Here is a 15,499-nt window from a genome sequence, read left to right as displayed (position 1 = left end):
AATTGCAAAATCTTACAAATTTGCCCATTTCCTTTGAATTCAGGAAAGAACGGTCTATTTTTATGAATTAATTATCGTCTGAAAATGAAATCATCCTCCTATATTTTTTTACTGTTTGTTCTCATATTTTCTTCTTTTATAGCTAAAGAAAAAGAAAAGGCAACAAATATTCCTTTTGAAAAAATCATTATTCAAGCTAACCGCGATTCGATCGTTGCTTACGCAAAAAAATATTTGGGCACACCTTACGTTTACGCAAGCAGTGATCCAAAAAAAGGTTTTGATTGTTCGGGTTTTGTGAGTTATGTTTTTAAAAACTATGGCGTAGCATTACCAAGAAGTTCTGGAGAATATAAAAACATTGGCACCAAACTAAATCCTGAAGAATTTAAAGTTGGAGATATTCTTGTTTTTTACGGATATAAAAACAACAACATAATTGGGCATCTCGGAATTATTTGTGAAGCCAACGGGATGCAGTCAAAATTTATTCACGCTTCATCAGGCAAGGCTCAATGCGTGACTATCACTTCTCTTGATACCGAACATTACACAAAACGTTTTTACAAATGTATTGATGTTTTGAGTAAATAGTTTTTTTAGCCAAAGATTAAAGGGATTAGTAGATCTTTAAAAATTTATTTCACGCAGATTTTGCAGATTTAAGCAGATAAGCGCAGATTTATTTATTTTCAAAATCTAAAATTAAATCTGCTTAAATCTGCAAAATCTGCGTGAAACTTTTTTAATCTTCCGTCAATAATTTAAGCAGGCTTTCGTCTCTTCCATAAATATCTTTGTAGAAGTTTAGATTTCCTTTTCGGTCGACCCAAGCAGTAAAATATCCAATATAAACTGGAACTTTCTTTTTTAGGCTAACCCAGTTTTCTTTTCCTGCGTGCATCGCTTTATCTATTCTATCTGGAGTCCATTTTGGATCATCTTTTAATAATTCAATTGCTAATTCACGAGGCTTTGCAACACGTACACAACCGTGGCTGAAAGCCCTGCTTTCTCTTTCGAACAAACTTTTTGCTGGCGTATCATGCAAGTAAATATTGCTTGAATTTGGAAACAAAAACTTCACCAAACCAAGCGAATTGTTTTTTCCTGGAAGCTGACGAACGGCGCCGTTATTCCATTCTAGATTTTTCTTTTGCAAATAGTTTTTATCTCTTGCCATTCCAGGTTTGATCTCTGAATTGATAATACTTGTCGGAACATTCCAATACGGACTGAAAACAATATTATTCATCATCCCACTGAAAATAACCGTTTTTGTCATCGCTTTTCCAACCACAACTGGCGAAATAAAAGCGATTTTTGCGTCTTCAATTATATACAATCTAAATTCGGGAATATTTACCTCGATGTATTTTTTTCCTTTTTCCAATTCAGGATCAATCCATCGGCAACGCTCCATATTGACAATAATTGTTTTTATTCGGTCAGAAACTGGAATATTCATTTCTGCGATGTGCTCTGGCAGGATTATATTTTTAGGTGTTAATCCGTGATGAAGTTCATAGTTTTTCAACGCATTAATCAAAACTGTATCACAAACTGCACTTTTATTATCTTCTTTGATATCTTTTGTAACAAAAAGCCTTTCCCTAATTTGAGCAATCACAGCAGAAGAATCCCCTAACTTGAGATTTTTATAATCATCTCCTGTGTCAATAGTTTTCCAGCCTCCTTTTTTCTCAATATCACGATATTGCTTCAAAACGTCACGCAGTTTATAATACTGACTAAACATTTTGCTTTTATGATCGTCATTGATAGTCGATTTTTGAAAAATAGAATCGGTTAAAGCACGATAGTTAAGTTTTTTTCTTGGCAAAAGCCATTCAAGCGAAATACTAGTTTTTTCGTCAACACCAGAATATACTTTTTCAGCATAATAGAAATACAGGTTTGAAATCATTAAATCTGTATTTTCTTTCGACATCTTATTGTCGCCAATTGTTTCAAAAATAGTGGTGATTTCTTTATAAGGAAAATTTGCTTTTAATCCTTCTTCATCAAGACCTTTATATTTATTGAACAAAGTATGTGCAAACTCATCAATTCCTTTATTATCCTGCCACAATTGAGTTGATTTATTTTTCTTGTACAAAGTAAAAACCTCATCTTGAAATTTAGCTAATTTTGGATATGTTGCATAAAAAGAAGCAATTTTAGAACTATCAATTGTAAGATGAAGTTCTGGAATTTCGACTTTGGTTTTTATTTGATTTTCTTCTTTTTTATCCCCTTTTGAATTACATGAAACGACAGCAAAAAGGCTAACGGCGGCAATAAACTGATACCAAATTTTCATAATAAAATTTTTAATAAAAATAGAAAAGTTTTCATTAAAATAAACTTTTCCAAAATGAATTTTTTAATAAATCTAAAGTCCCAAATTAAACAAAAAAAGCCCCAAATACATTTTGTATTTGGGGCTCACGATATAACTAACCTATTAAAATTCTAATTAAATAACAGTTCCTTTTAATGTCAGAACTTTTGGAGTTGTTTCAGCACTTGTCGTAACGGTTACCGTTTTTGTAAAAGTGCCTTTGTTTGCTGCATTGTATGTCGCAGTAACTTTAGCTGTTTTTCCTGGCTGAATTGGCTCTTTTGTATAATCTGTTGCAGTACAACCGCAAGATCCTTGAACATTTGTAATTACAACTGCAGTTTTTCCAGTGTTTTTGAATTCGTAAACAATTGCTTTTGGAGTTCCTTGCGGAATTTGTCCAACATCAATTGTTTCTGCTTTCCAAACAATTGTCGAAGCTGTTTCAATTGCTTTTGGTTCAGAAACCAAAGATTTTACTGGCGCAACAGCTGAGAAAGACATTAAACCTAATGCCAATGCTAACATGGAGATTTTGATCATTTTCATAGTTAAATATTTTTAGTGATTTATAGTTCTAAATTTGTATTTCAAAAGTATTTCAGAATAAATCAAATCGCTGTTAACCGCTTTCAAATCTTTGTTAACAACTTGTTAAGGGGTGTTTTTAAGCATAAATTTGATTAATATTACACTTTTAAAAAGCCATTTTTCTTGAAAATAAACAGACTTAATAGTATCATCCTCCTCGGATTAATTGCCATTATTAGCATCTTGGTCGCGCAATTGCTTTGGACAAAAGAGGCATTTACATTAGAACAAAAAAAGCTGAGCCAAAAAGCCCATATTGCATTGCTTGAAGTTTCCCGAAAATTATATGAAGGAACGGATCATGAACATTCTTGCCAAAATCCTGTTCAAAAAATTTCGAACGATTATTATATTGTCAATATTGAGAATGATTTTGAACCCGATATTTTAGAATTTTATCTAAAATCCGAATTCAAAAAAATGAACATCACAACCGATTTTGAATATGCGATGTACAATTGCCAAAGCGATGAAATGGTTTATGGCGATTATGTTTCTTTGTCCAAAAAAGGAAAACAAAACAAAACGGTCTATTTCCCGAAACACAAAAATCTGGTTTATTATTTTGCCGTTCGTTTTCCAAATGAAACGACTTATTTATTTAGTTCCATGCGTTTTTGGTTTGTCCTTTCGACAGCATTGATTCTGATTTTGCTTATTTATGTGTATTCAATTTTTAAGCTTTTACAGCAAAAAAAATACTCCGAACTGCAAAGGGATTTCATCAACAATATGACGCATGAATTTAAAACACCATTGTCATCCATTTTAATTGCATCTAAATATTTGATTGAACAAAATCCAATAAAGGAAGATAAAAAATTGCATACCTATACTGATATTATTATCAATCAGAGTAATAAACTGAACAATCATATTGAAAAGATTCTGAATATCGCTAAATCAGATTATGCGCCTTTGGAAATAAAAAAAGAAACCGTTTTAATTGTTCCAATTATTGAAGAAACGATTGAAAACATTCAATTGAAATATCCGGAAGCTTCTGTCAAAATCGAAACGACTTCAAAAGATTTTCAAATTGAAACTGATGTTTTTCATTTTCATAATTTAGTATACAATCTGCTGGACAATGCTGTAAAATACTGTACGGAAAAACCAGAAATTCTGGTTCAGATTTCACAGCAAAACCAAACCTTAAAATTGGCTTTTGTTGATAACGGAATTGGGATTCCAGTTAAAAACATTTCTTTTATCTTTGATAAATTTTATCGTGTAAAAAACGAAAAAAGCAACGAAGTAAACGGTTTCGGACTAGGTTTGTACTATGTAAAAGAAATCTGCAGTCTTCAAAACTGGAAAATTAAAGCCGAAAACAATCAAGAAAAAGGCATCACGATAACTTTATCAATTCCTTATAAAAAATGAAACAGTTCAAAATACTTTATACCGAAGATGATGAAACTTTAGCTTTTTTAACCAAAGACAATTTGGAGCAAAACAACTACAATGTTCTTCATTGCAATGATGGACAATCAGGTTTGGAAAGTTTTAAAAAAGAAAAATTTGATATTTGCATTTTCGATATTATGATGCCAAAAATGGATGGTTTTGATTTGGCTACCGAAATCAGAAAATTAAATACTGATATTCCGATTATTTTTCTTTCAGCCAAAACTTTAAAAGAAGACCGCATTAAAGGCTTGCGTTTAGGTGCCGATGATTATTTGGTAAAACCCTTTAGCATTGAGGAATTGCTTCTGAAAATTGAAATTTTTTTAAAACGTTCACAGAAAAACGTTCCGCTTGAAAAATCAGTTTATGAGATTGGTAAATATAAATTTGACACAAATAATTTTATTCTTTTCAATGATGCTGAAAAAATCAGCCTGACACAACGCGAAGCCGAATTGCTAAAACTTTTTCTAGACAACAAAAATTTGGTTTTAAAGCGCGAACAAATTCTGACCGCACTTTGGGGAACTGATGATTATTTTATGGGAAGAAGCCTTGATGTTTTTATTTCACGCCTTAGAAAGATCCTCACAAATGAAAAAGGGATTTCTATTGAAAACTTGCACGGAATTGGATTTCGATTTGCAATCGACTAATTTCAATTCCTAACAACTCCACTAAAAATAAAGAAAAATCTGTAAATGCTATTTGAAAAATCTTTGTATTTTTAAGTTCTAATTTTCTCAGATATGAAAATACATCATTTGCGAAATGCCACTTTAGTAATTGAAACAGAAAAACATGTAATTCTGGTTGATCCAATGTTGGGAAAAAGAAAAACGATCCCACCATTTACCATTTTTCGCTATAAACCAAAAAGAAATCCTCTTGTTGCTTTACCCAAAAACAGCAGAGAAATTTTAAGCAAAGTAACACATTGTTTAATTACACATTTGCATCCCGATCATATTGACAAAGCCGGAGAAGTTTTTTTAAGACGAAAAAGCATTGCGGTTATATGCAGTTCTAAAGATGAAAAAGAACTGACGAAAAGAGGATTAAACATCGTACAAACGCTTAATTACTGGGAACCTCAACCTTTCCTGGACGGAAGAATTATTGGAATTCCGGCTCTTCATGGCTATGGATTCATTGCAAAACTAATGGGCAATGTAATGGGATTTTATATCGAGCTTGCAAATGAAAAATCCATCTATATAAGCTCTGATACTATCTTCACAGATGATGTGCAAAAAGTATTAATTGAACTCAAACCTGAAATTGCGACTGTCGCCTGTGGCACTGCTCGATTGGATTTTGGACAGCCTTTGTTAATGCGAATGAACGACATTTTGAAATTTGCAGCACTTGCACCAGGAAAAGTTTTTGCGAATCATCTTGAAGCCTTAAATCATTGTCCAACAACACGTGAAGAGTTAAAAAGAGCGCTTTCAGAAAATGATCTTTTATCAAAAACTGCAATTCCAAATGATGGATATGCGATTGAATATTAGTTACAAAACTAAAAGTCCAAACTCACGCAACGTATTTACAGGTTTTGAATACCAAAACAATTCAAAATCCTCTAATGAAGTTTCAAAATCATTTTTCACTTCCTGAAAAGTATAGCTTTTAGCACCTGAAACCGAAATCTTATCTAAAATTGAACGCAACCATTCTCCTTCATCTTTGCTGGTTTGAATGGTAAAACTTTCTTTTTTGTCATGAAAAGTCAACGACATCATTTCCCAACTTCTGCCTTTTTTTGATTTTGTGAAAACTTGAACAAAAGGCTTACCGCCGAGCCAAACAACTTTTGCGTTTGGTTTTGTGTTGAAATCATTTTGCTCTTCTAAAGCATTAAAGATAAAATCCGGGTGGATCTTTGTTTTTGGAATCTTAAAATCGAACCAGTCTTGGAGTTCATAATCAAAACAAATTCCGTGCATGAAATTAAAAAGGGATTTCTTTAATCCAAAACTGAATTTATCATGATTGATTCCTGTTGAATCGGTGTAATCAATATCGTTATTAGCAAAAGTTCCGATGGTTTCTGTTTTTTTGGTCACGCCAAATTTCTCCGGATACAATCCAACCGGACTATGAGCCGTCAAAGCAAATTGATGCCAAAATCCCGATTGCAAAACGCCAGCTTCAAATAATTGGCGCACCATTTCAAGGCTGTCAACTGTTTCTTGAATGGTTTGTGTTGGGTAGCCGTACATTAAATACGCATGCACCATAACTCCGGCTTCAGTAAAATTTCGAGTTACTTTTGCCACTTGCTCGACTGTAACGCCTTTATCGATCAACTTTAATAATCGATCTGAAGCTACTTCTAAACCGCCCGAAACAGCTATACAACCAGAAGATTTTAGCAATAAACACAAATCTTTTGAAAAGCTTTTTTCAAAACGAATATTCGTCCACCAAGTTACAGCCAGTTTTCGTTTCAAAATTTCAAGAGCTACGGCACGCATTAAAGCAGGTGGCGCCGCTTCATCAACAAAATGAAATCCGTTTTGACCTGTTTGTTCGATCAATTCTTCCATTCGATCACAAAGCAAACTTGCAGCAACGGGTTCATACACTTTGATATAATCTAAAGAAATATCACAAAACGTACATTTTCCCCAATAACAGCCATGTGCCATTGTTAGTTTATTCCAACGTCCGTCGCTCCACATTCGATGCATTGGATTTACGATTTCTATAACCGAAATATATTTATCCAAAGGCAAATCTGAATAATCTGGAGTTCCAACTTGCGATTGTTTGTAATCGTGTTTTAACGAATTGTTTTTGTAAACTACTTCTCCATTTTCTAATAAGAATGTTCTTTTATAAGAATTGGAATTTGGATTTTCTAAATTGGAAATTAATTCTTCTATCGGAACTTCGCCATCATCCAAAGTAATAAAATCGAAAAACTCAAAAACACGTTTATCCGAAAGCGAACGCAATTCGGTATTTGGGAAACCGCCGCCCATTGAAATTTTAATTTCAGGATGATTTTGTTTGACCCATTGCGCACAACGAAACGCGCTGTATAAATTTCCTGGAAATGGAACAGAAATTAAAAATAAAGTAGGTTTTACAGCTTCGATTTTAGCTTTTAAAAGTGAAATTAAAATCGAATCAATATAAGTTGGTTCTTGTTGCAAAGCTTCGTACAATTCATCAAACGAATTGGCGCTTCTTCCTAAACGTTCTGCATATCGGCTAAAGCCAAAATTCTCGTCGACACATTCCACAATAAAGTCTGAAATGTCTTCAAGATACAAAGTCGCCAAATGCTTTGCTTTGTCTTGAGTTCCCATTGTTCCAAAAGCCCAATCAAGTTCCTCCAATTGTGCGAAACGAGAAGCTTCGGGCAAAAAATCTTCTTGACAAATCTGTAAAGCTAAAGTTGGATTTTTCCCTTGCAAAAACTGAATTACCGAATCGATTGTTTTGATGTATTCATCTTGAAGAGCAAAAATACGTTTAGAATTATCTGAGATTTCAGAGTGAACTTGAAACCTAAAACTTGAAACTTGAAACAAATCTAAAAGCCCTTTTTTCGAAAACAATTCGAGAATCACATCAATACCTAAATCAGCCTGAACTGATTCGATGTTTTTGGTATTCAAAAAACCTTTTATATATGCAGTTGCCGGATACGGAGTATTCAGTTGGGTAAAAGGCGGTGTAATTACAAAAAGTTTTGTTTTCAAAGGGAATTATTTTCTGCAAAAATACGGGATATTTAGAGACTTTTTAGGAAAAGATTTTAGTTGATTGTGTTTTGATTTTTTGATTTTATCTTGTAGGATAATTAATTACATTTGCGCCGCCCCCAAATCATTCTAAATGAAACAAACATTACTATTAATATTCTTTTTAATAACAATCCAATTGTTTTCTCAAACCAAAAATCAATCTGTTGGTTTTAAAGAAAATAAAGGCCAGATTGTTGATCAAAAAGGAAAATCAAATACTTCCGTTTTATATCTATTAAATTCTAATGGCTTAAATGTTCAATTGAAGAAAAATGGATTTTCATATGATGTTTATGAAGTAAAAAAGACTCCCTTAAAAGATACTAGAAATGAGCGTGAACTTTCGTCACATTTTCGTGATAACAAAAAAGAAGAACAAGAAAATTTTAATTTAGAATATATTTTTCATCGAATTGATATAGACTTTGTAAACTCAAATTCAAAAGTAGAATTAGTTACAGAGCAAAAATCAGCTGATTTTGATAATTATTATAATATTCCAAATAAACCGGAAGGAATAACTGGTGTTTACAAATACAAGCAAATTACGTATAAAAACATCTACCCAAATATTGATGTTGTTTTTTCAATTCCAAGTGATCCTCAAAAAACGGTTGAGTATAATTTCGTAATTCATCCGAAAGGAAAAATATCGGACATTCAATTAAGATTTAATGGCGTCGAAACTGATCTGATTGACAACAAAATCCAAATGAATGTTCGTTTCGGGAAAATGGAAGAAACACTTCCTGCAAGCTGGATTGAAGATGGAGGAAATAAAAAGGAAATTGCAGTTGGATACAGTAAGATTAAGAAAAATATTTTTGGTTTTAGCTCTACTAATTCTGTAAATGGAAAAACTATTGTGATCGACCCTGTGCCAACGAGACTTTGGGGGACATATTATGGTGGTTCTGATGATGACCATCCTACTTTTGTTTTTACTAAAAATGGATATGTTTATTTAGCAGGAATTACGTCCAGTACAAGTAATATAGCTTCGGCAGGAGCGTCTCAAAATGAATTAGGTTCGCTTCCAAATTCAAGTTATGATAGTTTCTTTGCTAAATTTAATTCTGATGGTACGCGAGTTTGGGGAACATATTATGGTGGCAGCAACAGTGACGAAATTGAAAAAATCGTTGTTTCAGATAACAATACTATTTTCATTGCTGGTTCTTCCTCAAGCCTAAATAATATATCGACAGCTGGAAGTCATCAGGAATTTAAAAGTGCTTATTGGGATGGCTTTTTAGCAAAATTTAACGGTGACGGAGTCCGAGAATGGGCAACGTATTATGGAGGCATTAATAATGACAATGTACGGGCTCTTACTATAGATACGAATGAAAACATTTATATATCGGGGCAAACTTTCAGCACAACTAACATTGCTACAGTGGGTTCTCATCAACCTAATATAGCAGACGCTTCTTCAATAGATTCGTTTATCGCTAAATTTAATACAAATGGAACCAGAATTTGGGGGACTTACTATGGTGGTCGCGCCTACGATGAAATTACAGACTCAAAACTAGATTTAGATGGTAACATAATTTTTTTGGGGGCTACACAAAGTATTCAAAATATAGCTACTCCAAGTTCCTTTAAAAGTACCAAAACAACAGGCGATTTAGATGGTTTTCTGGTAAAATTTGACCCAAATGGAAATCGTATATGGGGAACTTATTTTGGTGGAGAAAATACCGACTATTTTTCTGATCTTGGTCAAGATTCCTCTGGTAATATTTATTGTTCAGGTTATACATTAAGTACAACTGGAATAAGTTCATCAGGAGTTTTTCAAGAAAATCGCATCTCTACCGGACTTGATCGGGATGGCATTATATTTAAATTTAACGCAGCGGGTTTTAAAATTTGGGGAACTTATTTTTACCCGGAAACAGCAGGTACTTCAATCACCAAAAGCGGATCGATCATTTTTACGGGACGCGTTAAAACGGGATTTTCATCAACACCCGATACCTATCAGGAATTCCCTTTGAACAACAATCCAGGAACAGATTCCTACCTTGTTAAATTTAATACAAATGGACAAAGAGTCTGGGCGACTTATTTTAGCGGTGAAAATGCAGACAATGCCATTGTAACAGCTTTAGATGACAATCATAATATTTACTTAGCTGGATCAACTAATAGTAAAACACATATTGCAACTCCCGGTACTTATCAAACCGATTTATATCCAGACAAAAACACCTATACTCCTAATGTGTATGATGTTTTTTTAGTAAAATTTCTCGATTGCGATTTAAGCGCGGCCATAACAAGCAACTCTCCAATATGTTTGGGAAAGACTCTGGAACTTAACGCTTCCGGAGGCGCATCATATTCCTGGACTGGCCCAAACGGTTTTACATCAACAGATCAAAATCCAACAATCTTGAATGCGAAAGCTGTTAACAGTGGCGAATACAGCTGCACAATAACAGGAACTGCAGGTTGTGACGATACAAAAAAATTAAATGTCGTTATTGGCGATATTGAAAAACCTGTTCCTGATTTAGCTGCTCTCCCAACCATAACAGGGGACTGCCATACCGTTATTAACACAATTCCAACTGCTACTGATGTTTGCGCTGGAGCAATAACAGGAACAACTACAAGTCCATTATCTTATAGTTTACCAGGAACGTACACCATTGTTTGGAATTATAATGATGGTAACGGAAATTCAGCAACACAAAATCAAACTGTAATTATTGCAAGTCAGCCATTGCCAACTGCAAACGCTGTACAGACTTTTTGTGTTGAGCAAAACGCAAAATTGAATGACATTCAAATTACTGGCCAAAATATAAAATGGTACACTAACTTAACAGCAGGAACACTTGTACCAACGACAACTCTGCTTCAGGACAAATCAACCTATTATGCTTCACAAACCATAAACGGATGCGAAAGCGAAAGAATCCCTGTTAAAATTAATATTCAAGTTACATTTCCTCCAACAGGAAATACAACTCAGACATTTTGTACTGGTCAAAATTCGACAATTGCTAGTATTCAAATTACTGGAACAGCAATAAAATGGTATGACGCTTTAACAAATGGTTCTCTATTAACGGAAACAACTAATCTTGTAAATGGCAAAACCTATTATGCTTCACAAACCGTAAATAATTGTGAAGGACCAAGATTTGGAGTAACGGTTTCAATTGTAAATACGCCGTCTGCCCCAACATCAAATGCAAATCAGACATTCTGTAAAAATGAAAATGCAACATTAAGCAATATTCAAATTTCGGGACAAAATATAAAATGGTATGATACTAATTTTTCTGCAGCTGCTTTACCAAATACTACTATTTTAGAAAATAATAAAACCTATTATGCATCACAGACTATTGGGTGCGAAGGTGACAGAACTCCAATTTTAGTTCGTGTTTATGATACTCCTATGCCAACCGGAAATAGCATTCAGCTATTTTGTATGGATGAAAACGCTACAATTGCGAATCTTAACATCATTGGAACAAACATCAAATGGTACGATGCTGCAACAAACGGAATGCTTTTGCCAACAACTACTTTGTTGCAAAATCGAACATACCACGCAACACAAACACTTAACAATTGCGAAAGCAAAGGATTGGCAATTAATGTCAAAATTCAGGATACTCAAAAACCAACTGCTGACTCGCCACAAATATTTTGTATGCAGCAGAAAGCAAAAATCAGCGACATTAAGGTTTCTGGAGAGAATCTGAAATGGTTCGAAAGCACAACTTCTAACATAAGTTTATCTGAATCAACTTTGCTTGAAAATGGAGTGACTTATTATGTTTCAGAAACAATAAATAATTGCGAAAGCGACCGAATTCCAGTAAAAATTTCAGTGTTAGAAGCAACGGCTGGCAATTGCATCAATTTAGTTGAAGAACTTCCTTTTCCAAAATTCTTTACACCAAATGGCGATGGTTACAATGATCATTGGACAATTGATTTTGCCTATTTAGCGCCAAATACTGGAATTCGAATATTTGATAGATATGGGAAATTCATTAAAGAACTAAACAACAATACGGCGTGGGATGGAAATTATCTTGGACAACAACAACCAGCATCAGATTATTGGTTTATTGTTACAAGATTAAATGGTAAAGAATTCAAAGGGCATTTTAGTTTGAAAAGATAGAAAAAAAGTCCGCAAGTTAGTTTACCTGCGGACGCTAATATATTTTAAATCTTTTTCTATTTTAAAATTTATGCTCGTCTTTACTTATTACCAAAAACGAAAATAAAGAAATACAAGCCGCCGCAGTTAAATACAAACCTACATAACTTACATTATAAGTAGATGCCAGCCAAATAGCAATCATTGGCGCAAAAGCCGCACCTAGAATTCCTGCCAAATTAAAAGTCAAAGAGGCGCCAGAATAACGAACATTTGTTGGAAATAACTCCGATAAAAAAGTTCCCAGCGGACCATAAGTAAATCCCATTAAAGCCATTCCGATACAAGCAAAAGTGGTCACTAATGTGATATTCCCTGTACTTAAAAAGAATGAAAAGAAAGAACCAAAAACTGCAATCGCCGCTGTAGCCAAAATAAGCATTTTACGGCGCCCAATTTTATCAGCCACTACAGCCGAAACCGGAATAAAAAGCGCAAAAAATAATACTGAGAACAATTGTATCAACAATCCATCTCTTTTAACAATTCCCAAATCTGATGTTGCCCAACTTAGCGTAAAAACGGTCATTAAATAAAAAACCAAAAAAGTCGTAATTGCGGCAAAAGTTCCGAAAACCAATTGATTCTTATAGGATTTAACCAATTCAAGGAAAGGTACTTTCACTTCTTCTTGTTCTATTTTAGCAGTTTCAAAAGAAGGTGTTTCCGTAATTTTTGTTCGGATATAAAAACCTACTACAACTAAAAGCGCACTTGCAATAAACGGAATTCTCCAGCCATAATTCATAAAATCCTCATTACTCATAGAATCTGTCAATAACAAAAAAGTTCCGCCAGAAAGCAACAAACCAATTGGCGCGCCTAGTTGCGGAAACATTCCGTACCAAGCTCGTTTATGTGGAGGTGCATTCTCGATCGCAAGCAAAACGGCTCCGCCCCATTCTCCGCCTAATCCAACTCCTTGGCCAAATCGGCAAAGCATTAATAATAAAGGCGCAGCAACACCAATACTAGCATAACTCGGCAAAAATCCAATTGCGACTGTAGAAATCCCCATGGTCAATAATGCCGCAACCAAAGTAAATTTACGTCCAATTTTATCCCCATAATGCCCAAAAAAAGCAGATCCTAATGGACGCGACAAAAATGCTATTGAAAAAGTTGCTAAAGATTCCAAAGTTGCCATTGTTGAATTTGCACTTGGAAAAAATAATTGAGGAAAAACCAATACTGCAGCATTGGCATAAATATAAAAATCAAAAAATTCAATTGTGGTACCTATAAGGCTTCCAAAAAGAACGTGTTTTAATGAGTTCTTTTGATTTGGGTTATTTTTCATGTAAAATAGATCTAACTTTTTTTTGATTACAAAAATATAGTTTCATTATTAATAATTCATATTAAACCAAAATAGTTTTAAAACAACAATTGCTTTTTAACAAATTTCATGTGTTTTACATTTTACAGATTTTTCATTTCAACTAAAATTAAAAACTTGATTTTATGAACTTTAATATTCATTAACAAAAAATCAAATCATAAGCTATCGTTAAAAACATTTTTAACTGTATATTTTCATTAAATTTACAGCTATCAAAAATAAATCTAAAATTATGCCTACCGACTGTATCAGCTATCAAACTTCAGGATATTTCTCTGCCTTGATACAAGATTATTTAGATCAAAAACCAGCACTGCAATCTTTATATAACAATTTTCCAACTTTGGAAAATTTCGAAAAACAAATCCAGAAAAAACAATCCAATTTTGATAATAAGAACCGAATCCCATTGGTTGAAACCTTAAAAAAACAATATCAAAATATTGAGATTTCAGATTCAACAAAACAAAATATTGAGCTTTTAGCTCTCGAAAACACTTTTACAATTACAACTGGACATCAGTTAAATTTATTTAGCGGGCCTTTATATTTCTTGTACAAAATCATTTCTACAATTAATTTGACTAAAGAATTAAAGTCAAAATATCCTTCAAATAATTTTGTTCCGATTTATTGGATGGCGACTGAAGATCATGATTTTGAAGAAATAAATTATTTTAATTTTAAAGGAAAAAAATTCAGATGGAATAAAGAAAGCACTGGTCCTGTCGGCCGACTTTCAACTGAAGGTTTAGCTGAATTTTTCGAAATTTATTCCTTAGAATTAGGTTCGAATACCAATGCAAATACCTTAAAAAAGCTTTTTGAAGACGCTTATTTAAAGCATGACAACCTAGCTGACGCAACACGCTTTTTGGCTGACAGCTTATTTTCAAATTATGGATTAGTTATTATTGATGCTGATGATGCCACTTTGAAACAAGCTTTTATTCCGTTTGTTAAAGAAGAATTAGAAAAAAACACTTCATACAAAGCGGTCCAAAAAACGATTGAATCACTAAAAGATTACACCGTTCAGGTAAATCCACGCGAAATCAATTTATTTTATATTGAAAATGATTTGCGTGAAAGGATCATTTTCGAGAACGACAAGTACCATGTAAACAATACCAAAATAGCTTTTTCAAAAAATGAAATATTCCAATTATTAGAAAGCAATCCAGAGAAATTTAGTCCAAATGTAATCATGCGTCCACTGTACCAGGAAATTATTCTTCCCAATTTATGCTACATTGGCGGAGGCGGAGAAATTGCATATTGGCTGGAATTGAAATCTTTTTTTGATGCTGTAAACATTACTTTCCCAATACTTTTAGTTCGTAATTCAGTGCTTTTGGCAACCGAAAAACAAGCTAAAAAAGCCGACAATTTAAATTTAAGCTGGAAAGACTTATTCACAAAACAAGAAAATTTAGTAAATACGATTACACATAAAATTTCTGCTTTTCCAATTGATTTAACACCTCAAAAAGAAGCACTGAAAACACAATTTGAATATCTTTATAACTTAGCCAATCAGACTGACAAATCATTTTCTGGAGCTGTAAAGGCACAGGAAGTAAAACAGACAAAAGGTTTAGAGAATCTAGAAAAGCGATTATTAAAAGCACAAAAAAGAAAGTTAAGCGATCAATTACAGCGCGTAACCGACTTGCAATGCGAACTCTTCCCAAACAATAGCTTACAGGAACGTCAAAGCAATTTTTCAGAATTTTATCTAGAAAAAGGCGATCAGTTGATTCCTCTTTTAATCCAAAAACTGAAACCTTTAGAAATGAATTTTAACATCATAACCATTTAAAATAGTTAGCCACTAATTGCACAAATTA

10 protein-coding genes are annotated in these 15,499 nt (G+C 33.4%); 6 read left to right on the top strand and 4 right to left on the bottom strand.

Features of this window, described 5'->3' with window-relative positions; genetic code table 11:
- Window positions 1–84 precede the first annotated feature (84 nt).
- Window positions 85–594, top strand: coding sequence for a C40 family peptidase (locus H600_RS0106625; protein WP_026728043.1), 510 nt, complete (start codon window positions 85–87; stop codon window positions 592–594).
- Window positions 595–745: 151 nt separating this feature from the next.
- Here the strand turns inward: H600_RS0106625 and H600_RS0106620 are convergent, their stop codons facing one another.
- A complete protein-coding gene (locus H600_RS0106620; RefSeq protein WP_026728042.1) occupies window positions 746–2,323 on the bottom strand; it encodes a L,D-transpeptidase family protein in 1,578 nt (525 codons plus the stop codon).
- A 156-nt stretch (window positions 2,324–2,479) separates the two neighbouring features.
- Window positions 2,480–2,893: a DUF1573 domain-containing protein gene (locus tag H600_RS0106615; protein WP_026728041.1), complete on the bottom strand. Its 414-nt coding sequence runs from the start codon at window positions 2,891–2,893 to the stop codon at window positions 2,480–2,482.
- Window positions 2,894–3,058: 165 nt separating this feature from the next.
- On the opposite strand from H600_RS0106615, the gene H600_RS0106610 reads away from it, so the two are divergent.
- From H600_RS0106610 to H600_RS0106600, 3 genes are all read left to right on the top strand, one after another.
- Window positions 3,059–4,321, top strand: a complete 1,263-nt coding sequence (locus tag H600_RS0106610) for a sensor histidine kinase (RefSeq protein WP_026728040.1) — start codon at window positions 3,059–3,061, stop codon at window positions 4,319–4,321.
- Window positions 4,318–5,004, top strand: a complete 687-nt coding sequence (locus tag H600_RS0106605) for a response regulator transcription factor (protein ID WP_026728039.1) — start codon at window positions 4,318–4,320, stop codon at window positions 5,002–5,004. The genes H600_RS0106610 and H600_RS0106605 overlap by 4 nt, the downstream gene beginning before the upstream one ends.
- Window positions 5,005–5,097: 93 nt before the next feature.
- Window positions 5,098–5,862: an MBL fold metallo-hydrolase gene (locus H600_RS0106600; protein ID WP_026728038.1), complete on the top strand. Its 765-nt coding sequence runs from the start codon at window positions 5,098–5,100 to the stop codon at window positions 5,860–5,862.
- On the opposite strand, the gene H600_RS0106595 is transcribed toward H600_RS0106600, so the two are convergent.
- Entirely contained in the window at window positions 5,863–8,064 is a 2,202-nt protein-coding gene (locus tag H600_RS0106595) for a B12-binding domain-containing radical SAM protein (RefSeq protein ID WP_026728037.1), read from the bottom strand.
- A gap of 136 nt (window positions 8,065–8,200) precedes the next feature.
- On the opposite strand from H600_RS0106595, the gene H600_RS0106590 reads away from it, so the two are divergent.
- A complete protein-coding gene (locus H600_RS0106590; RefSeq protein WP_026728036.1) occupies window positions 8,201–12,268 on the top strand; it encodes a DUF7948 domain-containing protein in 4,068 nt (1,355 codons plus the stop codon).
- A 61-nt stretch (window positions 12,269–12,329) separates the two neighbouring features.
- On the opposite strand, the gene H600_RS0106585 is transcribed toward H600_RS0106590, so the two are convergent.
- Window positions 12,330–13,607, bottom strand: a complete 1,278-nt coding sequence (locus H600_RS0106585; RefSeq protein WP_026728035.1) for an MFS transporter — start codon at window positions 13,605–13,607, stop codon at window positions 12,330–12,332.
- Between the two features lie 274 nt (window positions 13,608–13,881).
- On the opposite strand from H600_RS0106585, the gene bshC reads away from it, so the two are divergent.
- Window positions 13,882–15,471, top strand: coding sequence for a bacillithiol biosynthesis cysteine-adding enzyme BshC (gene bshC / locus H600_RS0106580; protein WP_026728034.1), 1,590 nt, complete (start codon window positions 13,882–13,884; stop codon window positions 15,469–15,471).
- Window positions 15,472–15,499 lie beyond the last annotated feature (28 nt).

It is taken from the genome of Flavobacterium denitrificans DSM 15936 (assembly GCF_000425445.1).
Taxonomy (GTDB): domain Bacteria; phylum Bacteroidota; class Bacteroidia; order Flavobacteriales; family Flavobacteriaceae; genus Flavobacterium; species Flavobacterium denitrificans.
This window is presented reverse-complemented; position numbering and strand designations above follow the sequence as displayed.

Excerpts from the sequence above, each read along its gene's own strand:
- H600_RS0106625 (WP_026728043.1), top strand. The coding sequence starts at position 85 with ATGAAATCATCCTCCTATATTTTTTTACTGTTTGTTCTCATATTTTCT.
- H600_RS0106620 (WP_026728042.1), bottom strand. The coding sequence starts at position 2,323 with ATGAAAATTTGGTATCAGTTTATTGCCGCCGTTAGCCTTTTTGCTGTC.
- H600_RS0106615 (WP_026728041.1), bottom strand. The coding sequence starts at position 2,893 with ATGAAAATGATCAAAATCTCCATGTTAGCATTGGCATTAGGTTTAATG.
- H600_RS0106605 (WP_026728039.1), top strand. The coding sequence starts at position 4,318 with ATGAAACAGTTCAAAATACTTTATACCGAAGATGATGAAACTTTAGCT.
- H600_RS0106600 (WP_026728038.1), top strand. The coding sequence starts at position 5,098 with ATGAAAATACATCATTTGCGAAATGCCACTTTAGTAATTGAAACAGAA.
- H600_RS0106590 (WP_026728036.1), top strand. The coding sequence starts at position 8,201 with ATGAAACAAACATTACTATTAATATTCTTTTTAATAACAATCCAATTG.
- H600_RS0106585 (WP_026728035.1), bottom strand. The coding sequence starts at position 13,607 with ATGAAAAATAACCCAAATCAAAAGAACTCATTAAAACACGTTCTTTTT.
- bshC (WP_026728034.1), top strand. The coding sequence starts at position 13,882 with ATGCCTACCGACTGTATCAGCTATCAAACTTCAGGATATTTCTCTGCC.